General features: G+C 55.5%; 21 protein-coding genes. 11 read left to right on the top strand and 10 right to left on the bottom strand.

Features of this window, described 5'->3' with window-relative positions; genetic code table 11:
• Positions 1–28 precede the first annotated feature (28 nt).
• Together FHI25_RS01320 and FHI25_RS01315 are read left to right on the top strand one after the other, a co-directional pair.
• Positions 29–616, top strand: a complete 588-nt coding sequence (locus FHI25_RS01320) for an ANTAR domain-containing protein (protein WP_008889538.1) — start codon at positions 29–31, stop codon at positions 614–616.
• A 3-nt stretch (positions 617–619) separates the two neighbouring features.
• Positions 620–1,795 carry a CmpA/NrtA family ABC transporter substrate-binding protein gene (locus FHI25_RS01315; protein WP_210514294.1) on the top strand — a complete coding sequence of 392 codons (1,176 nt, stop codon included), beginning with the start codon at positions 620–622 and terminating at the stop codon, positions 1,793–1,795.
• A 48-nt stretch (positions 1,796–1,843) separates the two neighbouring features.
• Here FHI25_RS01315 and FHI25_RS01310 read toward each other — a convergent pair whose 3' ends face one another.
• Positions 1,844–2,485: a TetR/AcrR family transcriptional regulator gene (locus FHI25_RS01310; RefSeq protein WP_210514291.1), complete on the bottom strand. Its 642-nt coding sequence runs from the start codon at positions 2,483–2,485 to the stop codon at positions 1,844–1,846.
• A gap of 148 nt (positions 2,486–2,633) precedes the next feature.
• Here FHI25_RS01310 and FHI25_RS01305 point away from each other — a divergent pair, with 148 nt between their 5' ends.
• Positions 2,634–4,670 (top strand): NADH:flavin oxidoreductase, encoded by a 2,037-nt coding sequence (locus FHI25_RS01305; protein WP_210514288.1) that lies wholly within the window; start codon positions 2,634–2,636, stop codon positions 4,668–4,670.
• A 49-nt stretch (positions 4,671–4,719) separates the two neighbouring features.
• Here FHI25_RS01305 and FHI25_RS01300 read toward each other — a convergent pair whose 3' ends face one another.
• Positions 4,720–5,598, bottom strand: a complete 879-nt coding sequence (locus tag FHI25_RS01300) for a LysR substrate-binding domain-containing protein (protein WP_210514286.1) — start codon at positions 5,596–5,598, stop codon at positions 4,720–4,722.
• 149 nt (positions 5,599–5,747) lie between these two features.
• Here FHI25_RS01300 and FHI25_RS01295 point away from each other — a divergent pair, with 149 nt between their 5' ends.
• Both FHI25_RS01295 and FHI25_RS01290 read left to right on the top strand, forming a co-directional pair.
• Positions 5,748–6,989, top strand: coding sequence for an aromatic ring-hydroxylating dioxygenase subunit alpha (locus FHI25_RS01295; RefSeq protein ID WP_210514283.1), 1,242 nt, complete (start codon positions 5,748–5,750; stop codon positions 6,987–6,989).
• Positions 6,990–6,993: 4 nt separating this feature from the next.
• Entirely contained in the window at positions 6,994–8,061 is a 1,068-nt protein-coding gene (locus FHI25_RS01290; protein ID WP_246878852.1) for a hybrid-cluster NAD(P)-dependent oxidoreductase, read from the top strand.
• Here FHI25_RS01290 and FHI25_RS01285 read toward each other — a convergent pair whose 3' ends face one another.
• Positions 8,062–9,081 (bottom strand): GlxA family transcriptional regulator, encoded by a 1,020-nt coding sequence (locus FHI25_RS01285; protein ID WP_246878851.1) that lies wholly within the window; start codon positions 9,079–9,081, stop codon positions 8,062–8,064. It lies immediately after the preceding gene.
• Between the two features lie 97 nt (positions 9,082–9,178).
• Here FHI25_RS01285 and FHI25_RS01280 point away from each other — a divergent pair, with 97 nt between their 5' ends.
• From FHI25_RS01280 to FHI25_RS01255, 6 genes are all read left to right on the top strand, one after another.
• Complete coding sequence (locus tag FHI25_RS01280; RefSeq protein ID WP_210514278.1) at positions 9,179–10,432, top strand: sarcosine oxidase subunit beta family protein; 1,254 nt, start codon at positions 9,179–9,181, stop codon at positions 10,430–10,432.
• Between the two features lie 11 nt (positions 10,433–10,443).
• Positions 10,444–10,746 (top strand): sarcosine oxidase subunit delta, encoded by a 303-nt coding sequence (locus FHI25_RS01275; RefSeq protein WP_008889547.1) that lies wholly within the window; start codon positions 10,444–10,446, stop codon positions 10,744–10,746.
• Positions 10,743–13,736, top strand: coding sequence for a sarcosine oxidase subunit alpha (locus tag FHI25_RS01270; protein WP_210514275.1), 2,994 nt, complete (start codon positions 10,743–10,745; stop codon positions 13,734–13,736). The genes FHI25_RS01275 and FHI25_RS01270 overlap by 4 nt, the downstream gene beginning before the upstream one ends.
• A 15-nt stretch (positions 13,737–13,751) precedes the next feature.
• Positions 13,752–14,303, top strand: coding sequence for a sarcosine oxidase subunit gamma family protein (gene soxG / locus FHI25_RS01265; protein WP_210514272.1), 552 nt, complete (start codon positions 13,752–13,754; stop codon positions 14,301–14,303).
• Positions 14,304–14,473: 170 nt separating this feature from the next.
• Positions 14,474–15,412, top strand: coding sequence for a 2-hydroxyacid dehydrogenase (locus tag FHI25_RS01260; RefSeq protein WP_210514268.1), 939 nt, complete (start codon positions 14,474–14,476; stop codon positions 15,410–15,412).
• A 104-nt stretch (positions 15,413–15,516) separates the two neighbouring features.
• On the top strand, positions 15,517–16,368 hold the full coding sequence (locus tag FHI25_RS01255) for a DUF1989 domain-containing protein (RefSeq protein WP_210514266.1): 852 nt from the start codon (positions 15,517–15,519) through the stop codon (positions 16,366–16,368).
• Between the two features lie 63 nt (positions 16,369–16,431).
• Here FHI25_RS01255 and modC read toward each other — a convergent pair whose 3' ends face one another.
• The 7 genes from modC to FHI25_RS01220 form a co-directional block, all read right to left on the bottom strand.
• Positions 16,432–17,562 (bottom strand): molybdenum ABC transporter ATP-binding protein, encoded by a 1,131-nt coding sequence (gene modC / locus FHI25_RS01250; protein ID WP_210514264.1) that lies wholly within the window; start codon positions 17,560–17,562, stop codon positions 16,432–16,434.
• Positions 17,559–18,251, bottom strand: a complete 693-nt coding sequence (gene modB, locus FHI25_RS01245) for a molybdate ABC transporter permease subunit (protein ID WP_210514262.1) — start codon at positions 18,249–18,251, stop codon at positions 17,559–17,561. Before modB ends, modC begins: the two co-directional genes overlap by 4 nt.
• Entirely contained in the window at positions 18,248–19,048 is an 801-nt protein-coding gene (modA, locus tag FHI25_RS01240; RefSeq protein WP_246878850.1) for a molybdate ABC transporter substrate-binding protein, read from the bottom strand. Before modA ends, modB begins: the two co-directional genes overlap by 4 nt.
• A 150-nt stretch (positions 19,049–19,198) precedes the next feature.
• Positions 19,199–19,717 (bottom strand): hypothetical protein, encoded by a 519-nt coding sequence (locus FHI25_RS01235; protein ID WP_210514258.1) that lies wholly within the window; start codon positions 19,715–19,717, stop codon positions 19,199–19,201.
• A gap of 63 nt (positions 19,718–19,780) precedes the next feature.
• Complete coding sequence (locus FHI25_RS01230) at positions 19,781–20,470, bottom strand: exonuclease domain-containing protein (protein WP_063088810.1); 690 nt, start codon at positions 20,468–20,470, stop codon at positions 19,781–19,783.
• A gap of 5 nt (positions 20,471–20,475) precedes the next feature.
• Positions 20,476–22,344 carry a DUF294 nucleotidyltransferase-like domain-containing protein gene (locus FHI25_RS01225; RefSeq protein ID WP_210514256.1) on the bottom strand — a complete coding sequence of 623 codons (1,869 nt, stop codon included), beginning with the start codon at positions 22,342–22,344 and terminating at the stop codon, positions 20,476–20,478.
• Positions 22,345–22,466: 122 nt separating this feature from the next.
• The gene (locus tag FHI25_RS01220) at positions 22,467–24,233 is read right to left on the bottom strand and encodes a sodium:solute symporter family protein (protein ID WP_064789450.1); all 1,767 of its coding nucleotides are present in this window, start codon (positions 24,231–24,233) and stop codon (positions 22,467–22,469) included.
• Positions 24,234–24,252: the final 19 nt, after the last annotated feature.

Raw genomic sequence — 24,252 nt, 5'->3', positions numbered from 1 at the left:
CAGGCTGTCAGGGAGTTAGGGTTAGTTGGTGAAGCTGGAAGAATTCAATATTCTGGTGATTGACGAAAATCCGGACCGTGCGGCGATTGTCGAACGTGGTCTGGTTGAAAGCGGCTATACCCGCGTGGCCCGTATTGGCACGTCCCACAATCTGGTCGAACGCATTCAGGCGTTGGCACCAGACATCATCATCATCGATCTTGAAAACCCCGACCGCGACACGCTTGAACAGATGTTTCAGGTGTCGCGCGCCATTGCGCGCCCGATTGCGATGTTCGTTGATCAAAGTGACGCATCCATGATCCACGAGGCGGTTTCGGCAGGTGTCAGTGCCTATGTGGTTGATGGTCTGCGTCAGGACCGCATTCGCCCGATTGTCGAAATGGCGATTTCACGGTTCAACGTCTTTGACCAGCTGCGCCGCGAACGTGATGAAGCGCAGGCGAAGCTCAATGAACGCAAACTGATTGAACGGGCCAAGGGCATCCTGATGAAAGAAAAAGGTCTGTCCGAAGAAGATTCTTATGCGCTGCTGCGCAAAAACGCCATGAAGCAAAATCGCAAGATTTATGAAATCGCGCAAAGCGTTATAACGGCGTTTCAGTTGGAGTTTTGATGGATGGCTAACAAGGTTCGTCTTGGTTTTGTTCCACTGGTCGACTGTGCCATTCCGGTGGTGGCGCGTGCAATGGGGTTTGCCCAGCAGGAAGATATCGATCTGGAACTGGTCCGTGAAATGTCATGGGCAGCCATTCGTGACAAGCTTTCCTTTGGCATGTTTGAAGCAGCCCATCTTTTGGCGGGAATTCCGATCGCCGCGCGGCTTGGGCTTGGCGGACTGCCGGTTCAAAATATCGTCGTGCCGATGGCGTTGGGCCGTGGTGGTAATGCGATTACGGTCTCGACCCAGCTTTATCAGCGCATGTTGGAGGCCGACCCGAATGCGATGCTTGGGCCGCGCGGGCGGTCCGCAAGGGCGCTTAAAAAGGTCATTGATGAAGACAAGGCCGAAGGGCGCCCGATCCTGTCCTTTGCCACCGTGTTTCCGTTCTCAAGCCATAACTATGAGCTTCGCTATTGGATGGCGGCAGCCGGAATTGATCCGGACATGGATGTGAATATCGGCGTGATCGCGCCGCCGCGCATGTTTGACAGTCTGCGTAATGGTTGGGTGGATGGTTACTGCGTTGGCGAACCATGGAACCAGCGGGCGGTGTTTCACGGTGATGGTGTGATTGTTGCGCTTAAGGACGATATCTGGTCACGAAGCCCCGAGAAGGTTCTTGGTCTGCGGGAAGACTGGGCGCAGAGCAATCCGGAACTTGTTTCTGCACTTGTGCGTGCGCTTGTCAGGGCTGCTGAATGGGCAGACCAGCCGGGGAACCGCGTTGAGCTGGCACATATACTGTCTGAGGAGGCCAATGTCGGCGCGCCGTTTGAAGTGCTGAAGGCATCGCTGAGCGGTAAGCCGGTCTTGCGTCCGGGGGAGCCGCCCATCGATCTGCCTGACCGCCATGTCTTTTACCGCTACACCGCAACTTTCCCGTGGTTGTCACAGGGTCGCTGGATTGGCGAACAAATGAAGCGTTGGCGACAAATCCCCCAAGACACGGATCTTAAAGCCGTCATTCCCGATGTCTTCCGACCGGACCTTTATCGAGCGGCAGTTGCCGGGCTGGATGTTCTGGTTCCGCAGGATGACTGGCGTGTCGAAGGTGCCGCAGACGCACCGGATCGATCACTTGTCGGGATGGATCAATTCCTTGATGATACGATTTTCAAGGCTGAGTTCTGAGCCCAAAGGTGGGTTTGGCCGCCCTGCAAATCTGATGAGCTGACCGGTTCAGGGCGCAAAATTGTGCCGCGCGTAAAACCGGTTGAGTTCGCTTTGCGTCGGGGCCTGACCGCAGAATGTTTCGACATAGCCGGGAATGCGCGCCATGCGCACGGCTAGATCTTCGTTTGCTTTCATCGAGATATAGCCAATCTGTACCAGATAGATCGCACGGGCGCGGACATCGGCCATGCGTTCTTCCTGTCCGAAATGGATGAACAGTTTGGCGAGCGCATCAAGGCGTTGCTGATCGGCCTTTTCAATCTCGGCCCTGACATCGTTGGACTGCATCGACCAGCTGCGCACGGCAAATTCAAGACGCGAATCAAACAGGTCGGGCATCAGCCAGCAATCGATGATGTTCAGCATCGCTTCCGAGACGGTCTCGGCATAGGCCTCGGTCTGTTTGATCAGATTGCCGGTGTTTTTTTCGCGCCACAGATCCAGCAGCGCACCCAGCAACTCCTTCCGGTCCTTGAAAAACCAATAGAAGCTGGTGCGTGACAGGTTCAGGCGTTTTGCCAGTGGCTGGATCTTGACGCCATCGACACCTGTTTCAAGCAGGGCGTCATAGGCCGCATTCAGCCAAATCTCCGCCGATCCGCGCCAACCGCTATTTTGTCCTGCGATATCTTCAATCTGTTCTTCCATGGACGTTTCCTTAGCAAACTGCCCGGGCCGCGACAAGCAGAGTGTACATGAATGTATCTAAAATATACATCAGTGAACTTAAAATTGACATAACTGTACATTTTTGAATATCGTCATGGGCAGAGAGATCAAATCCGGAGCCCCGCACATGTCCAACGATCCGCTTCTTCAGCCTTATCAGCTTAAACATCTGACGCTGCGTAACCGCATCATGATGACGTCGCACGAACCGGCCTATCCCGAGGATGGCATGCCAAAGGACCGTTATCGTGCCTATCATGTGGAACGTGCCAAGGGCGGCGTTGCCATGACCATGACGGCGGGGTCGGCCGCGGTGTCAAAGGACAGTCCGCCGGTTTTCAACAACCTTTTGGTCTGGAAGGATGAAGTCGTTCCGTGGATGAAGGACCTGACCGATGCGGTGCATGAACAGGGGGCGGCGGTTATGATCCAGCTAACCCATCTGGGGCGTCGCACGCGCTGGGACAAGGCAAACTGGTTGCCAGTGGTATCCCCATCGCACAAACGCGAAGCCGCCCACCGGGCCTTCCCGAAAAAAATGGAAGACTGGGATATCGAGCGCATCATCAAGGATTATGCCGATGCGGCCGAACGCATGAAGGCAGGCGGCATGGACGGGATCGAGCTTCAGGCCTATGGCCATCTGATGGATCAGTTCTGGTCGCCGCTGACCAACGAACTTGATGGCCCCTATGGTGGCAGCATTGATAACCGCCTGCGGTTCACCTTTGATGTGTTGACCGAAATTCGCAAGCGCGTTGGGTCCGACTTCATTGTCGGTGTGCGCTATACCGGGGATGAATGTATTGATGGCGGCTTGACCCCGTCCGATGGTCTTGAGATTTCCAAGCGTCTTAAAGACAGCGGGATGGTCGATTTCCTGAACGTTATTCGTGGGCGTATTGATACCGATGCTGCGCTGACTGATGTGATCCCGATTCAGGGTATGGCCAATTCACCGCATCTGGATTTTGCTGGTGAAATTCGTGCTGCAACCGAATTCCCGACCTTCCATGCCGCCAAAATCCCTGACGTGGCAACTGCGCGTCATGCGATTGCTTCGGGCAAGGTTGATATGGTGGGCATGACGCGTGCGCATATCACCGATCCGCATATTGTCCGCAAGATCATTGAAAAGCGCGAAGACGAAATCCGCCCGTGCGTTGGGGCAAACTATTGCCTTGATCGCATTTATCAGGGCGGGTCGGCCTATTGCATCCATAACGCCGCAACCGGCCGCGAGCTTTCGATGCCCCAAATCATTGAAAAGGCAGAAACCCGTAAAAAGGTCGTGATTGTCGGATCCGGCCCGGCGGGTATGGAAGCCGCACGTGTTGCCGGCGAACGCGGCCACGAGGTTGTCGTCTTCGAGGCCGCCCCAAATCCCGGTGGGCAGATCCGGCTGACCGCGCAGAACGAACGCCGCCGCGAAATGATCAGCATCATCGACTGGCGCATGGCCGAGTGCACCCGACTTGGTGTGACTTTCCATTTCAATACCTGGGCCGAGGCCGACACGATTACGGCCGAAAACCCCGATGTGGTGATCATCGCCACCGGCGGCATGCCCGATACCGAAGTCCTGTCAAAGGGCAATGATCTGGTAGTGTCGACCTGGGATATCATTTCGGGCGACGTCAAGCCGGGCTCCAATGTTCTGGTTTATGACGATGCCGGGGATCATGCCGGTTTACAGGCAGCCGAACTGATTGCCAAATCAGGGGCCAAGGTCGAAATCATGACCCCGGATCGGTCATTCGCGCCCGAAGTCATGGCGATGAACCTTGTGCCCTATATGCGCAGCATGCAGAAACTTGATACCACCTTTACGGTGACCTATCGCCTTGAAGCGGTCGAAAAACAGGGCAATCAACTCATTGCGCATGTCGGCAGTGACTATGGCGGGGTTGTCAAGCAACGCATTGTTGATCAGATCGTGGTCAACCACGGCACCATTCCACTTGATGATATCTATTTTGATCTCAAGCCCGGCTCATCGAACCATGGTGAAATGTCGCATGACGACCTTTTGGCCGGAAAGCCGCAATCGGTCGTGCGCAATCCCGACGGGACCTATCAGCTGTTCCGGATCGGGGATGCGGTATCGGCACGCAATACCCATGCGGCGATCTATGATGCATTGCGTTTGTTAAAAGACGTCTGATGTGTACGGCAAGCGTGGCAGTGTGTCGCGCTTGCCGTTTCCCGCTATCTCAGGCGGCATCGATCAGCCAGTCGACAAATATGCGGGCCTTTTCGGATGCGCGCGGATGGACGCGCAGATAAAACCCCATCGGCGAGGGGATTTCGTCAGGCACAAGTTTGATCAGGCGTCCGTCTTCCAGCAGAGGCCCAACCAGCTCGTCCCAGCCAAGCACCGCACCGACGTCATCCTGTGCGGCCTGAAGCGCAATCGTGTAATTGTTGAGCTTGAAGCTGCGGCCCTTTGGGGCCGGGCGTCCCAATGCGCGGAACCAGTCGGTCCATGTTGTCCAGTCGGTTTCCTCGTTATGCAGATGGATCAGGGGCGCACGCAAAAGATCATCAATCGTTTCGATGTTTTGTTCTGCCTTGAAGGCCAGTGTGCCGATGGCGGCCACGCGATCCTGAAACAGTTTGTAATATCCATTGGCCCCGTCATCGGGGTTGCTGTAATGGATGCTAAGGTCACAATGCCCCGTCATGCCCGGCACGTCCGATACAATCTGCGAGACAGTGATATTGGGATGAATTTTCCAGAAGGCGGCAATTTTTGGCGTAAGCCAAAGTGAACTGACCGCCGTTGTCGTGCGGATTGTGACATCAACCGTTTCGGGTTGATCGCGCAACTGAATGACCGTATCGGAAATGGTTTCAAAGCCCCTTTGCAGGGCGACGAGAAGGAAGGCACCTTTCTCGGTCAGCTCCACCCCGCGGTTGCGGCGAATGAAAAGCGCACTGCCAATATCGGCCTCAAGCGCCTTGATCTGGTGGCTTACAGCCGCTGGCGTGACATTGAGTTCTGCCGCCGCATCCTTGAAGCTCATATTGCGACCAGCTGCCTCAAAGCAGATCAGGGCATTTATCGAAGACAGATCATATGGGTGGGCCAAGAGCCTCTCCTGAAAACAGAGCAGCGTAACTTAGGTGAGTTTTTCAGATTAGGTGAGCTAAACCAAGATGAAAATTAATGCCGTTGTAAATCGCGGCATGAAGTTCACACTTTTGGTTGCTTCTAACCATCAAGAAACGGATTTCCGCCATGCCCGTTATGCCGCATTCAGTCCAAGATCTTTTGGCGCGTCGCGTTCCCGGATATTCCCTGGAACAGCCGTTCTATACGGATCAATCGATCTTTGAGCTCGACCTTGAAAACATTCATTACAAGGAATGGCTGTTTGCGATCCCGGCATGTGAAATCCCCAGGGCGGGCGATTACGTCATTTATGAAGTCGGTGCCTATTCCGTCGTTATCGTACGTGGCAATGATCAGGTCGTGCGGGCATTTCACAATTCATGCCGTCATCGTGGGTCGGTTCTGTGCAAAACCAAAAAGGGCCGAAATCCAAGGTTGGTTTGCCCGTATCATCAGTGGACCTATGACCTTGATGGCAAGTTGCTTAGGGCGCGTGATATGGGGCCGGACTTTGACAATTCAAAATTCGGGTTAAGCCCGGTTCATTGCCAGGTGATCCACGGCTTGGTCTATATCTGCCTTGCTGAAAACGCACCGGATATTGAACCGTTTGCGAAGGCCGCCGAACGCTATCTTGCGCCACACGATCTGGAAAATTCCAAGGTCGCATTCGAAAGTACGATTATCGAAAAGGCCAACTGGAAGCTGGTCTGGGAGAATAATCGGGAATGCTATCACTGCGGGGGCAACCACCCATCCCTGTGCCGGACCTTCCCGGAAGATGCGCGTGCGATCGGCAGTACATCTGATGGTGTCGTGGCCAGTGTGCTTGATGATCATGTGGCCCGCTGCGAGGTGGTCGGGGCGCCATCTGCCTATCAGATGGCAGACAGTGGTGAATGGCGTCTGGTGCGTGTGCCGCTTCTGGGTGAAGCCGAAAGCTACACACTTGATACCAAGGCGGCCGTCAGTTTGCCGAACTCCAACATCCCGTTCAAAAATGCCGGATCGCTTTTGAAGTTCCATTATCCGTCAACCTGGAACCATTTTCTGTCTGATCATGCGCTTGTTTTCCGTGTGACGCCCATCAGCCCGATGGAAACGGAAGTCGTCACCAAGTGGCTTGTCCACAAGGACGCGGTTGAAGGCCGTGACTATGATCTGAAACGTCTTACCGAAGTCTGGCTTGCGACCAATGCCGAAGACAAGGAAGTGGTCGAGAACAATCAGCGCGGCATTGCGACACCGGCCTACAAGGTCGGTCCGTATTCCGAAATCCACGAAGCCGGTGTTGCCCAGTTCGGCAACTGGTATGCGAAAACCCTGTCGGACAGGCTGACCCAAACCAGATTGATCGCGGCGGAGTAGGGCGATGTCTGTGATCGAGAAACCAAAGCTTGCCTTTTGGTCGGACGCTGAGGAACTGGAATGTGTTTCGTTCCTGCCAGAAGCCCCCAATGTCATGACATTTTGCTTCCAGTCGGTGTCGGGCGCGTTGTTTAGCTATGACCCGGGGCAGTTTTTGACCTTGGAGCTCCCGATGCCGGGCGGGCCGCTTTATCGTACCTTTACGATTTCATCTTCACCATCGCGGCCGACATCCTTGACGGTGACGGTCAAGGCGCAGGCGGGTTCGGTCGGTACGCGCTGGATGCTGGATAATTTGCGTCCGGGCGTGCGCATTCGGGCCAAGGGACCGGCGGGCAGCTTTTCACTCATTAACCATCCGGCGGACAAATACCTGTTCATTTCGGCGGGATCGGGTATCACGCCGATGATGTCGATGACGACCTATCTTTATGACGCGGGGCGTGATCCCGACATCGTGTTCGTTAATTGTGCGAAACGCCCGTCCGAGATCATCTTTCGCGAACGTTTGGAGCACAGCGCGTCGCGGATTAACGGCATTGCCCTGAAATGGGTGGTCGAAGAAGCCGATCCCTACAAGCCATGGACCGGGTATTTGGGCACGTTCAATCAGCTAATGCTGGGCCTGATGGCACAGGATTATCTTGAACGTGAAGTGTTCTGTTGCGGACCTGAACCGTTCATGCAGGCCGTGCGCGAGGTTCTGGTCGGGCTTGGCTATGATATGGATCGCTACCATCAGGAAAGCTTCCACGCGCCGACAATGGAAGCAGAAGACGTGCCCGATGATGTCGTGCCTGATGAGGACAGCAAGGCTGTCATCGCATTCACCGCATCTGGCATCACGGCAAATTGCACCCAAACCGATACCGTTCTTGCCGCGGCGCGCACCGCAGGACTCGTGATCCCGTCAGGCTGTTCGATGGGGATTTGTGGCACCTGCAAGGTGCGCAAGACCGAGGGCCAAGTGCATATGGTCCATAACGGTGGCATCACCGATGATGATATCGAGGAAGGCTATATCCTTGCCTGCTGCTCAAACCCGATTGGGCAAGTCACCATTGATGCCTGATCAGGGCTGGGCCGTAGAAACCGTGTTTCGGTATTCCGACGGGTTCATGCCGATTTCGGCCTTGAAGGCATGAATGAAGTGCGATGCATCACAAAAACCGGTGCTTAGTGCGATCTGGGTGGTTGTTTTTCCGGTTTCGCCAAGCAGCTTTTTGGCGGCATCAAGCCGGATGCGCAGGGCCGCTCGTGATGGTGAAATGCCGATATCGGCGTTAAACACCCGTTCGAGCTTACGGCGTGTGACGCCAAGTTTTTCGGCCATTTTGGCGACGGTTTCCGGCGACTCAATATTCTGGCGCATCCGCAGAAGCGCCTTTTTCACCAGTGGTTCGCGGGCAACCAGATCGGTCTGAAAGCCCGGTTGCGGGTTTTCGCCGGTCATGGCCTCGTTGATGATCATGATACTCAGGCTTTTGGTCGCAGCCGTTCGACCGATGTGCTTTTCCACCACCCAGGCCGCCAGATGGGCCGCGCCATGCCCACCCGAACAGGTCAGGCGATCCCGATCAACGACAAAGATCTGATCGGAAACCGGTTGGGCGGCCTCAAACCGTGCGACGAATTCGTCATGGTGAAACCAGCTGACACAGCATCGGTATCCTTCAAGCAACCCCGCCTCATACAGCGCGAAAACACCGGTACACAACCCGATCAGGTTTTTGCCCTTGGCGGCAGCCGCCTTGAGATAGGTGATGCAATCAGATGAAAACCCGCCTTGTTCTTGAATTAGGCCGCCGACAACCACGATATAGTCGTAGTCACCGGCATTGCGCAGGCGTGTGTCAGGCTGCACCTTGACCCCGCAACTGGATCGCACCGGGTTCATGGTATCAGACAGCACCGTCCAGTCGCAGTGAATGGGCCGCGAACGGTCGGCTTCATCGGCCGAAAGACGCAAGACATCGACAAAACTGGCAAACGCTGTCAGCGTGAAATTGTCTGCCAGCAGAAAGGCGACGCGAAGGCGCTTTTTTGCATTGGGTTTACCGGGGTTTGATCCCGGGCTCGAAAAAGAGTTCATGGCAAAAATATACAATGAAATTGTCGCAATTATCCAGTCCGCAGAGCATGGACATTGATAGAGTTCCGGCAATGGTAAATCGGGGGATCGTATAATCATGACCCATTTTTCTGCGCTATCGCTTATCAAAAACGCCCTTAGCGGCCAAAAAAACTGGGAGCCGCAATGGCCCGACAGTGAGCCGAAGGCCGAATACGATGTCATCATCGTCGGCGCGGGTGGTCATGGTCTTGGTGCGGCCTATTATCTGGCCAAGGAACACGGCATCACCAATGTCGCCGTGATAGACAAGGGCTGGCTTGGCGGTGGGAACACCGGCCGTAACACGACGATCATTCGGTCGAACTACCTCTATGACGAAAGTGCCAAGCTTTATGACCACGCGCTTGATCTGTGGGATGGGCTGAGTCAGGATCTGAATTACAACGTCATGTATTCGCAGCGCGGCGTTCTGATGTTGGCGCACAACGTGCATGATGTTCAGAGCTTCCAGCGTCACGTACATGCCAACCGCCTGAACGGTGTAGATAACGTCTGGCTGTCGGCCGAGGAAGCCAAGGAATTCTGCCCGCCACTCGATATTTCGCCCACTGCACGCTATCCCGTCGTTGGTGCTGCCCTTCAGCGTCGCGCGGGTACTGCACGCCATGATGCGGTGGCATGGGGTTATGCTCGTGGGGCGGCGGCGCGTGGTGTTGATATCATTCAGAACTGCCCGGTAACGGCCATTCGCCGTGGCCCGGATGGCCGTGTCACCGGTGTTGAAACCGCCAAGGGTTTCATTGGCGCGAAAAAGGTTGCCGTTTCGGCTGCTGGTCACACCTCGGTTGTGATGGATACGGCAGGTGTTCGCATGCCGCTTGAAAGCTATCCGTTGCAGGCGCTGGTGTCCGAGCCGATCAAGCCGATCTTCCCCTGTGTCGTCATGTCCAACAGCGTGCACGCCTATATCAGCCAGTCTGACAAGGGCGAGCTCGTGATTGGGTCGGGCACCGACCAGTATACCAGTTATTCCCAGCGTGGCGGTTTGCCGCTGATCGAACATACGGTTGCCGCGATCTGCGAGATTTTCCCGATCTTCAACCGCATGCGCATGCTGCGTAAATGGGGTGGCATTGTTGATGTGACCCCGGACCGTTCGGCCATCCTTGGCAAGACGCCGGTGCCGGGTCTTTATGTCAACTGTGGCTGGGGTACCGGCGGGTTCAAGGCAACCCCGGGTGCCGCCCACACACTGGCATGGACCGTGGCAAAGGATGATCCGCATCCGGCCAACGCGCCCTTCACCCTTGAACGTTTCAGCACCGGCCGTCTGATTGACGAAGCCGCTGCTGCCGCTGTTGCGCACTAAGGAGACCGGACATGCTTCTGATCCATTGCCCCTATTGCAATCAGACCCTGCCGGAACTGGAATTTACCTATGCCGGTGAAGCGCATATTGCACGTCCGGCCGATCCGTCGTCGGTCAGTGACGAAGAATGGCGTGATTTCCTGTTCATCCGCACCAACGTGAAGGGCCCGCATTATGAACGCTGGCGCCATTTCCATGGCTGCGGTCGATATTTCAACGCTGTACGTGACACGGTTAGTGACCGGTTCCTGATCACCTATAAAACCGATGATCCCCGTCCTGAACTGTCCAAATTGTTGGAGAAATCGAAATGAGCAGCTTCCGCGTTTCCGGGCGTGGTCGCGTCGATCACACCCAACCCATCCAGTTCACCTTTGACGGCAAGAAAATCAAAGGTTTTAAAGGCGATACCATTGCATCGGCATTGCTGGCCAATGGCATTCACCTGATGGGTCGTTCGTTCAAATATCACCGCCCGCGTGGTGCCGTGACCGCCGGTTCGGAAGAACCGAACGCACTGGTTGGCACGCGCCGTGGTCCGGGCCGGTTCGAGCCGAACACCCGTGCAACTGTTCAGGAAATCTGGGACGGCCTTCAGGTCAACAGCCAGAACCGCTATCCCAGCCTGTCCTTTGACGTTGGTGCGATCAACGACAAGGCCTATATGCTGTTTTCGGCAGGGTTCTATTACAAGACCTTCATGTGGCCGAAATCCTTCTGGGACAAGGTTTATGAGCCGTTTATTCGTGCGGCGGCCGGTCTTGGCGTTTCGCCGACGGAACCGGATCCGGATCACTATGCATCGCGTTATCTGCATACCGATGTTCTGATCATTGGTGCCGGTCCTGCCGGTCTTGCGGCGGCCTTGTCGGCGGCGCGTGCCGGATCGCAAGTGACCCTTGTTGATGAAAACCCCGAAGCAGGTGGATCGCTTCTGTCCGAGCCGTCGGCAATGATCGAAGACATGCCGGCATGGGATTGGGTTGCCAAAACCGTGGCGGAGCTCAAAGAGCTTGGCGTCAAGGTCATGACTCGCACGACCGCGATTGGCTATTACCACCAAAACATGGTTGGTCTGTGTGAAAAGCTGACCGATCACCTGGCCAGCCCGGATGCAGAAACACCGCGCGAACGCATGTGGCGTGTCCGCGCCAAGCAGGTTGTTCTGGCGCAAGGCGCACTGGAAAAGCCGCTGGTATTTGATGGCAATGACCGCCCGGGCGTGATGCTTGCGGGTTCGGCCCAGACATACCTTAACCGTTATGGTGTGCGGGTTGGCAACAAGGCCGTCATCGTCACCAGCCATGACAGCGCATGGTACGCTGCCTTTGATCTTGCCGATGCGGGCACCACGATTGCTGCCATCGTCGATACTCGTTCCGAACCGAATGCCGATCTGATTGCCGAGGCCACCAAGCGCGGCATTCGCATCATGGCCGGTCATACCGTAACCGGCACCGAAGGCCGCCTGCGTGTCAAATCGGTGCGGGTCAACCCGGTCAGTGGTTCGTCGGTCGGTCCGGCCGAAATGATCGGGTGTGATTGCCTTCTGATGTCGGGTGGCTGGACGCCGTCGCTACATCTGTTCTCACACACCAAGGGAACGCTTAAGTGGGACGACGAACGCCAGACCTTCCTTCCGGATCACAAGGCAGAGGAATGCGAAATCGCCGGTGCAGGCCGTGGCCTGTGGGGCATTGAGGCGGTCCTGAATGACGGGGCGGCAATGGGTGCTGCAGCCGTCAAAAGCCTTGGTAAGGACATTGCGCCTGCGTCTTATACAGTTGCCAATGATCGCCCGGGAACGGGTGTCAGCCACAAGGAACTGCCGACCGATCTGGATGCCGGCAAGGCACGTGCCTTTGTCGATTACCAGAACGACGTAACCGCCAAGGACCTGCGCCTTGCGGTGCGTGAAGGCATGCGTTCAATCGAACATGTCAAACGTTACACCACCAACGGCATGGCGACTGATCAGGGCAAGATGTCAAACATCAACGGCCTCAATATTGCCTCCGACGCATTGGGTGTGCCGCAGCCGAAAGTTGGTCTGACGACTTTCCGTCCGCCTTACACCCCGACGACCTTCGGGGCGTTTTGTGGCTATCACAAGGGCAGTCACTTTGAAGTGACGCGGAAAACCCCGATTGACAGCTGGGCCGAAGAAAACGGTGCCGCGTACGAGCCGGTCAGCCTGTGGCGCCGGGCATGGTACTTCCCGAAAGACGGCGAAGACATGCATGCCGCAGTATCACGCGAATGCCGTGCGACGCGTGCAAGTGTCGGCATTTTTGATGCATCGACCCTTGGCAAGATCGAGGTGGTTGGTCCCGATGCGGTTGAATTCATGAACCGCATGTACACCAACCCCTGGACAAAGCTGGCACCGGGACGGGCACGTTATGGCCTGCTTCTGGGCGATGACGGGTTTATCCGTGATGACGGTGTCATTGGTCGTTTGGCCGATGATCGCTTCCATGTCACCACCACGACCGGTGGTGCGGCGCGCGTTTTGAACATGATGGAAGACTACCTTCAGACCGAATGGCCGGACCTTGATGTCTGGCTGACCTCAACGACCGAGCAGTGGGCGACCATTGCGCTGAACGGCCCGAATGCCCGCAAGGTGCTTGAGCCGTTTGTCGAAAGTCTTGATATGTCTGATGAAGCCTTCCCGCACATGTCGGTTGCCGAATGCCGCGTTGGCGGCTTCCCGGCACGCCTGTTCCGCATCAGCTTTACCGGTGAGGTTGGCTTTGAAGTCAACGTGCCGGCCCATGCTGGTCGGGCCCTTTGGGAAATGCTGTTCGAAGCGGGCAAGAAATACGATATCTGCCCCTACGGGACTGAGACCATGCACGTGCTGCGTGCCGAGAAGGGCTATATCATTGTCGGTCAGGATACCGATGGCACAGTCACCCCGCATGATGCCGGGCTGAGCTGGGCTATTGGTAAAATGAAACCAGACTTCGTTGGCAAGCGTGGTCTGGCGCGTCCGGACCTGGTTGCCGAAGGCCGCAAGCAGTTGATTGGTCTTCTGACCGAAGATGGCAAAACCAAGCTTGAGGAAGGGGCGCAAATCGTTCTTGATCCGAACCAGCCCAAGCCGATGAAAATGGTTGGTCACGTGACATCCAGCTATCACAGCGATGCCGCAGGTCGCCCGATTGCCATGGCGCTGCTTGAAGACGGTTTCAATCGTATGGGTGAAACCATTTACATTCCGATGCCTGATCGTGTGATCAAGGCGACCGTCACCGGGACCGTGTTTTACGATCCCGAAGGCGAACGGTTGAAACTCTAGGCGGGGAACAGAAAAATGACGGTACTTACACACGCATTTACGCCGGGTCCGATCGTTGCTTCCGGGCCGGTTAAACTGACCCTGATGGCACCGGTTGCGCGTTTCTCGCTGCGTTTGCGGGCGGCCAATATTCCGGCCGTATCCAAGGCGATTGGTGTTGATCTGGCAATCACCGTTGGCGCACGTGCGGTCAATGGCACGACTGAGACCATTTGTCTCGGCCCGGATGAATGGCTGATCATTGCCAAGCCGGATGATGCCGAAACAGTGACCAAGGCGTGCGCGGATGTCTATGCATCGGCAACCCACAGCCTGACCGAGGTGTCTGCCCGTGAAGTCACGGTCCGCATCGAAGGCGAACGGGCTGCTGAGCTTCTGACCATCGGTTGCCCGCGCGATATCGACAGCATCCCGGTGGGCGGTGGCTGCCGTACGGTGATTGATGGTGTCACGGTTGTTCTTTGGCGGGATGCCGCGCAAAGCTTCCGCATGGATATCTGGCGATCCTTTGCCTTGCACATCATCGATCTGCTGTGCACCGGCTGCAAGGAATTCGCGGCAGAATAATCTGCATTGGGGCGGGGTTTTGGCGATTGCCATCCCCGCCCTTATTGTATCTAGGCAAACGTATTGGGTTAAATGTCGTGTCCTGGCGATATGAAACTGCGCATCAACTTGTCTCAGGTGATTGAGGCCGCTAGTCTTTGGGGCACACGCAGCCACCGAAAGACGCCCCAATGATACGCTCCGTCCTTGCCCTTCTTGATATCCGCCCGACCTATACGGCCATGTTGGCAGAACGCCACCATCTGCATCGTTATGACCTGATTGAGGACAAGCAGAAATTTCTTGATGAAATGGGCGACCAGATCAGAGCTGTTGTGACATCCGCGCGCTTTGGTGTTCCGGAAGACTTGCTGGCGCAACTCCCGAACCTTGAAGTCATCACAAGCTTTGGCGTTGGGCATGATGTCTTTGATCTTAAGGCACTGCGTGACCGCGGTATTCGTCTTTCAACCACACCTGACGTCCTGACCGATGACGTTGCCGACACGGCGATCATGTTGATGCATGCCACCTTGCGACAGCTTGTTTTGGGCGACGACTGGGTGCGCAGCGGAAAGTGGGCCGCAAAAGGTCCGATGGCACTGACCAGAAGTGTACGCGGCAAGAAACTTGGTATTGTCGGGCTGGGCCGGATCGGACAGGCAATTGCATCACGCGCAGTTCCAAGCGGGGTCGAGGTCGGCTATTTCGGACGCAGCAGGAAGGATGTCGATTATCGGTTCTTTGATGATCTGACGGCACTCGCGACATGGTCGGATATTTTGGTGTTGTCGTGCCCCGGTGGGGCCGCGACCAACGGGATCGTCAATGAAGCAGTGCTTGAAGCCCTTGGCAAAGATGGTGTCGTGATCAATATCGCACGGGGATCGGTGGTTGATGAACCGGCTTTGATCCGGGCGTTGCAGCAAGGGTTGATTGCCGGCGCGGGACTTGATGTGTTTGAAAATGAACCGGACATCGATCTGGCATTTGCAGATCTTGATAACGTTGTGCTCTATCCGCATCTGGCGAGTGGAACGGTGGAAACCCGCGATGCCATGGGCCAACTGGTTGTAGATAATCTTGATGCCTGGGATGAGCGCCAAGAATTGATCACACCGCTTGTTTAGTTGATCGGTTGATCTGCCAGTCGGACAGGTTGAAACAGGCTTGTGTCAAAGTGTCACTGTGCCATTCTGTCGCCCATCTATTTTCCTGTTATTGAGGCCACCCCATGACTTTCAAGCCCCAGCATCAAGCCCCAACAGACGCCGCCGAGCGTCGTGCGATCAAGCCGGTCGTTGTTTATCCCAACGGAACCTTGCCTGAACCGGACTTCGCGACCTTGGCCGAATTCAAGGCATCAATGAAGAAAGCGAACGAGGTTATCGTTCCGCCGCGCGATGCGCGCACGTTTCATGTGCCGAAGGGATACTTTTTCCGGATTGTCAGCGTCGATGGCCCGCAGGTCGGTGATTTAAACCTTTGGAATGCCAATGACCTGAAGGAACGGTTTTTCAGCGGCAAGACCCGTGCCCTGCATCGGACTCACCTGACCACAGGTGACCGTTTGTGGTCCAATATGCCCTATCTGCGTTCGATGGCGCTGATCAGTGAAGATACCCTTGATTGGTATGGCTTTGATGAGGATGGCGGCAGCGTGCATGACGTGATTGGCACGCGCTGCGACCCGTTCACCAACCGGTTGCTTTCGGGGAATGATTATCATCATTGCTGCCACTCCAACCTGTGCCGGGCCTTTAGTGATGAGACCGGCATGTCGATGCAGGAAGCCGATCACTATGTGCATGATGTGTTGAACGTCTTCATGTGCACCGGCTTCACCAAGGACACCCATCAGTATTTCATGAAGGCAAGCCCGGTACGTCCGGGGGACTATCTTGAAATGTTTGCCGAGATCGATTTGCTGGGCGATCTTTCGACCTGTCCGGGTGGCGATTGCAGCACCGGCCATTCAAGTGATGAGGCCGCCTGTTATCCGCTTAAGGTCGAGATCTATGAAACCGATCCGGCCTTGCAGGACAAATGGGATTGGCCAGGACCCAGTGCGTATCAGCATCCTTAAGCCTTAAAATAAACCCCCGTCGAAGATACCGACGGGGGTTTGACGTTTCTTGGTGTGTCAGTTTTAGCGATCGCGTAACTGCCCATTGACTGTGACCGATTTGATCACGGCAAAGACCTTTTGATGGGGCTGCAGTTTTAAGCGTGATCCCGACCATTTCGTAATGCGGGCATGAATTTTGGGGCGGCCACTGGTTTCCGCCAGAAGGGTGGCATCCGCATCCTGACCAAAGCACATGGTCACATCGATTGTGTCACCGGGCTCGTCACTGATTTTGGTGATGGTGACGGGAATGATGTTGTTGGCACTGATATCGTGCGGCGGGGTGCGGGCAATCATCACATCACGGGCACGAATATGGAGTCGGATACGATCACTTTTCGGACGGCCGAGATAGGGCACGACAAGTCGTTGTCCGCCACATTCAAGGAAGCTGACCTCGGCCTTGGGATCACGGCTGACAATCCGGGCGGCCAGAACCGTTCCGGCGTCAAAGCGCCCGGCAAGCGGCGCCAAGTCTGTGCGGCCCAGCATGTCAAAAACCGACCCGGTCGCAAGTGTCTTGCCCTGATCAATGATTACCATGTGGTCAGCAAGGCGGGCGACCTCGTCAATCGCGTGGGTGACATACAGGATCGGTATCTTCCTGTGGTCACGCAACCATTCGAGATACGGCAGGATTTCCTGCTTGCGGGCGTGATCAAGGGCCGAAAGCGGCTCATCAAGCAGCAATACATTCGGATTGGACAAAAGCGCACGCCCAAGTGCCACCCGTTGCTTTTCCCCGCCAGACAGAAGGTTGGGGCGGCGATCCATCAGATCCCAGATATCAAGCATCTCCAGGATGGCCTGTTGTTCATCCTGTGGCAGTTTGTGGGGATTGCGGCGCGCCCCGTAAAACAGGTTGTCACGTACCGATTTGTGCGGGAACAGGCGATTATCCTGAAACACGCACCCAACCCGACGCTTGCGAACCGGAAGGTTGATGCCACGCGAATGTTCAAAAAGCACATGGTCGTTGATCTGGATATGGCCGCGATCCGGGCGGACCAAACCGGCAATTATGTTAACAAGCGTCGTCTTGCCGCTGCCCGAAGGGCCAAACAGGGCGGTTATCCCCGGTTCAGGAATATTGAATTCGGCGGAAAGCCTGAAAGTCTTGAGACTGCGTTCAACATTGACACCGATGCTCATGACGCGGCCCTCTTGCGAATACGACGGAGCGCCAATTCAGACAGAAGCAACCCGGCAAAGGCCAAGCCGATTGAAAGGACAGCCAAACGCGCCGCGGCCAGTTCGCCGCCCGGTGTCTGGATCGCCGTATAGATCGCCAGTGGCAGGGTGCGGGTTTCACCGGGGATGTTCGAGACGAACGTGATGATCGCGCCAAATTCGCCGAGGCTCGCGGCAAAGGCGGTAATTGCACCGGCAATGATACCGGGAAGTGCCAAGGGCAATGTCAGCGAAAAGAACCGGTCAATCGACCCGGCGCCAAGGGTCTCAGAAGCCTGATAAAGACCCGGATTGACGTTTTCAAGACTAAGCCGGATGGCGCGGACCTGAAACGGGAAGCTTACGATTGCCGATGCCAGTGCCGCGCCCGTCCAGCTAAAAACAAAACGCAGATCGAATGTTTCATACAGCCAAGCGCCCAACGGTGCCCGTGTGCCCAAGGCAATCAGCAACAAATAGCCCATCACAACCGGTGGCAGGATCAGCGGTAGATGCACAATTGCATCAAGAATAAAGCGCCCGGGAAACCGACCGAGGGCAAGCGCGGTTGCGACAATAATCGCAAAGGGCAGGGCACAAGCAACAGCAACGCCTGAGATGCGCAAGCTTAGCAGAAGTGCCTCTATTTCGGCGGGGGTCAAATTGATCATTTTCTGGGCACGTTGGCTTGCGTTGTTGCAACGGGTTCAAAGCCATAGTCTGCAAAAATGCGGCCCGCGTCATCCCCCAAAAGCCAAAGTAGGAATTTCGTGACTTTGGTTTCGGACGGATCACCCGTCAGGGCAACAGGATAGGTAATGACGGGGTGGCTGTTTTCAGGGAAGGAGCCGATGATTTTGACTTTATCGGAAATACCGGCGTCAGTTTGATAGACGATGCCAATCGGTACTTCGCCCCGTTCAACCAGCGCCAGGGCCGCACGAACATTGTCAGTACGCGCAAGTCTTGGTGCCACTGTTTCCCACTGCCCCAAAGATGTCAGTGCCTGTTTGGCATAAGTGCCGGCCGGCACATGATCCGGGTCGCCGACTGCAATGCGATCATTGGGTCCGATCAATGCTGTCAGGTCTGAAGTATTGCTAATTTTAATCGGGGTAAGATTGCTATCTTTGGGCGCAACAATAACCAGACGGTTTGTCAGTAGGTCATGACGCCTGCCGGGGACAAGCAAACCCTGATCATTTAACCAGGTCATCCATTTTTCGTTGGCAGAGATAAAGACATCTGCGGGTGCCCCTGCGGCAATCTGGCGCGCCAGTGTCGACGAACTTGCCAGTGACAAGCGTATTTTATCACCGGTTTCCTTTTCATAGGTGGCGGCCGCAGTTTCAATGGCATTGGTGAGGCTCGCAGCGGCAAAGACAGTGATATCGCGCGCACGGGCCGCTGTTGAGATGCTGCCGAAAAATATGATCGCGATCACAAAGAAGACGACTGCAGATGGCAATGGGGATCGAAAATGGGGCATAGGGTCCCGTAACTTAAGAAAAAGGGCGCGTTTGCATCACTATAGACGAAATCAGTTTTGTTGCCACACATGACAAGGCCCGCCACAGGGCGGGCCAAAGGGTGTCCGATTTGGCGATGGAAACAGCGTTCAGGAACAGACCGCCGCGCGCAGGGGGTCGTCGGCATCCATATCAAACCATTCATTCATCGCGGTCGGGAAACCGTTGCTGTCGAGTGACGTGTCGGGTGTGATATAGCCACGCCGTCCTTGCGCGCAATCAACAAGATGGATCAGGGCAAGGGTTTCTCCGCCCTTGCGCAGCAGCAGGGTCATGACGCGTTTTTCATCGGGGTTTTGAGGATTGGATACCAGTTTTTCGCGATCAATCGCCGTAAAGCGGTTGGTCGGTGCGGAAACCAGTGTCCAGGGCGCGAAAATGTTTTCGTCAGTAAAGGTCTGAATGACGCTGATGGTCTGAGGCAGGCGGGCCTCGTAGCGATCAAACCATGTGTATTCATCCCAGATCATGTAGCCAAACATCGCAATCGCTGCGACGAGCGGAATGACATATTTCGGTGCCTTGCGGCCCCAAAGCCGGAACAGCAACATGACCACGCCAGCCGACGCAAATCCGACAACAACGGTTGAGAAGATAAAGACGTACATAGGCTGGTGGCTCCCGATCTGCTGTTATTATTGGTGGGGCATTTTTTGAGCCCTGATAACCGATTAGCGCAGTATCCGGTCGAGCTCAAGTTCGCCTTTCGGATCACGTTTGGCGATCTGGGCCAGAAACAGGCCCGACGCGGCAATCGCGTCAGACAATGCGTTATGGGCCCGGAAAGGGGGCAGGTTATGATTTCGGCGCAATGTATCAAGCCTGAGCGCCCCGGATTTCATGGTTTCACCGCTGCGCCGGATGTCACGCAGAGCCAAAACCAGGGTATCGACCGTCGGGATTTGTAGCGGCGCGCCAAAGAACTGTTTGCAGGCCTGGCCAAGGAAGCCTAGCTCAATCGGCGCATGGTGGGATAACAGAACCCGGCCAGCCATCTGCGGCAAGAGATGCTCAAGGGCCGCTTCAATGCTTGGGGCATCGGCGACATCGCTGTCAAAGATCCGGTGGACCACGACCGAGCTTTCGCTGAGCTCCTTGGTTGGCCGCACCAGAATATGTTCGCAACTTGAAAAATCGACCGAAAGCTGACGGATAATCACCCAGCCGAGGCTGACAATTTCGTCCTTTTTGGGGTCAAGGCCGGTGGTTTCCAAATCAAGAGCGATGAATTCGGTTTCCATCACGGATCTTTCAGGATCGGCAGGCGGAACATCGTAATAGGTCCGCAAAGGCCCGGTTGCCTTGCGCTGGATGAAGTCACGATACAGCCGACTGTCGAGGATTTTCTGGCGCAATCCCATATGGCTTATGTCCCGCTTTTGCCAAAGGCGTGCTCAAGTGCGCCCTGAAGGTTCTTGATCACTGAGAACGCATCTTTGAGATGGCTGCGCTCAAAGGCCGACAGGCTTTCAGGTTGCAGGAAGTTATCTGGCTTTTCGCCGCGCCGGATCTGACGGACCTGATGTTTCAGGCGGGTGATGCTAATGAATTCAAAGGCATCAAGAAGGTCTGACGCCCCCTGATTGCTGATGGATGGGAATGCCTTTACGGCATTGAGCCGCTCATAGGTGTTTACGGCCTCGACACCGTTGGCAAGGGCGTGAATGCGGGCGACATCAACGATTGGCACCACGCCGTTATGTTTCAGATCAAGGGTCTTGTCATGTTCGCCGCCACGGATCATGACGAAATTTTTGAAGAAACCAAGCGGGACGTGATGGCTCAGCGCATTGCCCACCATATAGGCCTGGAAAATACGGTTGTCCTTGGCCTTTGAGATGATCATGCGATGCAGGTCTTCAAACAGGCTCTTGGTGCCGTGGACCGGGCGCAGGTCAAACCAGACCGAACACAGCATCAAGGATTTTGGTTCGGGTTGTTCGATCCATTTGTTGAAATAGTGCTGCCAGGTGCGCACCGGTTGCCGCCATTCATCTGTTCTGGCCATCATTTCACCGGGGCAATAGACGTAGCCAACCTTGTTCAGGCCATCACAGACAAAGTCGGCAAGCTTTTTGAAATAGTCCCCGTGCTGATCCGCGTTATAGGCGTCATCTATAATCAGGCAATTATCCTGATCCGAAAGTGCCGTTTGTTCCTGGCGGCCTTGTGATCCACCCGCCATCCAGACATAGGGAACGGGCGGGGGGCCGAATTCTTCCTCTGCCAGTTGCAGCAGCCGGGCGGTCGCTGCATCCGAAAGGGTCGTTACGATATGTCCGGCATTTTGCGATGTCGCGCCCGCCTCAATAAGGTGGCTAAGAAGTTCGGGGACCTGGGCGATGACCTTTGCCATTTCTTCGGGTTCGGTCAGTTTGCCGATGCGGCCTGCCATGTAAACAGCCGATAGCGACTGGCGTGCCAGCAGGTTGTTGGTGGTGATCATGCCAACCGCCTTGCCGTCTTTCATCACCGGCAGATGGCGGATATTATTGCGCGTCATGGTCAGAAGCGCATCAAAGGCGTACTGATCGGGATCGATCGAGATCGGCTTTTCGGTCATGATGGCGGTCACCGGCTCATCATAACTGCGGCCCTTGGCGATGACACGATTGCGCAGGTCACGGTCGGTCATGATCCCGGCAACGCCGTCACCGCCTTCGGTAATCAGCAAACAGGAAACGCGTTCCTTGCTCATCAACTGGCCAGCTTCAAGGATCGAGGCTGACTTGTCGATGCTGACCAGTTCGCGGGCAATCAGGTCACTGACCTTCACACTCATCAGTTTGAGCTGATCGTCATCGCGACTTTCGAGCAACTGCATGCCACTGCGCAGGCGTTCGCCACCCATCTGGGCGAAGAAATAGCTAAACTGCGGATACTTGCCCGTCAGCGCATGAAAATCTTTTTCGGGCAGCAAGTAACACAGGCTGTCTTCCAGAGTTGTAATGTTATTTGCCGCGCGACCATTCTGATACATCGCGCGCACACCAAAGCATTCACCCTCTGACAGACGGGCAAGCAACTGCCCGTTCGGGTCGCGGGTTTCGGTGCCGCCGGTGCGGATGATGTATAGATGAAGGCATTGTTCCTCGGGCGAGAGGACCTTGGTCCCTGCACGGAAATAGCGGGCCGACAGGCGCTTGGGCAGGGCGTTGATTTCTTCGTCAGGTAACAGATCGAACGGGTGATGTTGTTTTAAAAACTCGGCAATTTCTTCGAGTTCGATGCTCATGACTGTTTTCCTCCGCAAGGGCATGCCCTGAGTGCATTGTTGCCTGACTAAAGCCGAAAAGAAAAGCCCCCGGATCAATGATCCGGGGGCCTGCAACAGTTCCTGGCAAACCAGTTGACCGATTAGTGGTCAACTGCGCCACCGGCTCCTTTCGGAACGCGGATGTCTTCAATCATGTGCTGGATATGCTCTGGCGGTTCAGCGGTGACTTTCGACACAGCGAAAGCAACGATGAAGTTCAGGAGCATACCAACGACGCCAATGCCTTCCGGCGAGATGCCGAACAACCAGTTTGCTTCGACGTTTTCGATCAACACCGGGATAAAGATGCCCTTGTAGGACATGATATAACCCATGGTGAAGATCAGACCGACCAGCATCCCGGCAATAGCACCTTCACGGTTAACCTTCTTGGAGAAGATACCCATGATGATAACCGGGAATAGCGAGGATGCGGCAAGACCGAAGGCGAAGGCCACCACCTGTGCCACAAAGCCCGGAGGATTGTAGCCCAGATAACCGGCAATCACGATCGCGACCGCAGCCGCAACACGCCCGGCCATCAGTTCCTGTCCTTCTGTCATGTTCGGTGTGAACGTGCCTTTGAGAAGGTCATGTGAAACGCCCGACGAAATCACAAGAAGCAGACCAGCAGCTGTCGAGAGTGCTGCGGCGATACCGCCAGCTGCGACCAGGGCAATGACCCAGTTCGGAAGCTGTGCGATTTCCGGGTTGGCAAGAACCATGATGTCACGGTCAACGCTCAGTTCGTTACCAGCCCAGCCATATTCGGCTGCTTTGGTCGCAAACTCTGCGTTCGCATCGTTGTAATACTGGATGCGGCCGTCACCGTTCTTGTCTTCGAACTTCAGAAGGCCGGTAGCTTCCCAGCGCTTCATCCAGTCCGGACGTTCTTCATAGACGAGGTTACCGTCTTCTGCGCCCACTTCACCGGTCTGGATGGTGTCGGTCAGGTTCAGGCGAGCCATTGCACCAACTGCCGGAGCAGTGGTGTACAGCAGCGCGATGAATACCAGCGCCCAACCGGCCGAAGAACGTGCATCACGTACTTTCGGAACGGTGAAGAAGCGAACGATAACGTGCGGAAGACCGGCCGTACCAACCATCAGTGCAAGCGTGATTGCAAAGATATCAATCGTAGACTTGTTGGTGGTGGTGTATTCGAGGAAGCCGAGTTCCGTCACAACCTGGTTCAGGCGATCAAGCATGTATTCGCCGGTGCCATTCACGGTCGAGCCAAATGCCAACTGCGGCAGCGGATTGCCGGTCAGCTGGAAGGCAATGAAGATTGCCGGAATGGTGTAGGCAATAATAAGAACGCAATATTGTGCAACCTGGGTATAGGTAATGCCCTTCATGCCGCCAAGAACAGCATAGATGAAGACGATGCCCATGCCGACGATCAGGCCGGTGAGGAGTTCAACTTCAAGGAAGCGCGAGAACACGATACCAACGCCGCGCATCTGACCTGCCACATAGGTAAACGAGATAAAGATCAGGCAGATAACAGCAACGATACGGGCGGTTTTGGAATAATAACGATCCCCGATGAATTCCGGCACGGTGAATTTGCCGTACTTGCGAAGGTACGGTGCCAGAAGCATCGCCAGCAGGCAGTAACCACCTGTCCAGCCCATGAGGTAAACCGAGCCGCCATAGCCAAGGAAGGCAATGAGGCCAGCCATAGAGATAAAGGAAGCAGCCGACATCCAGTCTGCTGCGGTCGCCATGCCGTTGACGACCGGGTTAACACCTTTGCCAGCGACATAGAATTCGCCGGTGGTGCTTGCCTTGGCCCAGATCGCGATGCCGATATACAGCGCGAAGCTCAAGCCGACGGCAATATATGTAAGGGTGGTAAGATCCATCTTGTCTGTCTCCCTGATC

Origin of the sequence: Thalassospira sp. ER-Se-21-Dark, assembly GCF_017922435.1 — a bacterium.
GTDB lineage: Bacteria > Pseudomonadota > Alphaproteobacteria > Rhodospirillales > Thalassospiraceae > Thalassospira.
Note: the sequence above shows the minus strand (reverse complement) of the source record. Positions and strands in the feature narration are given on the sequence as shown.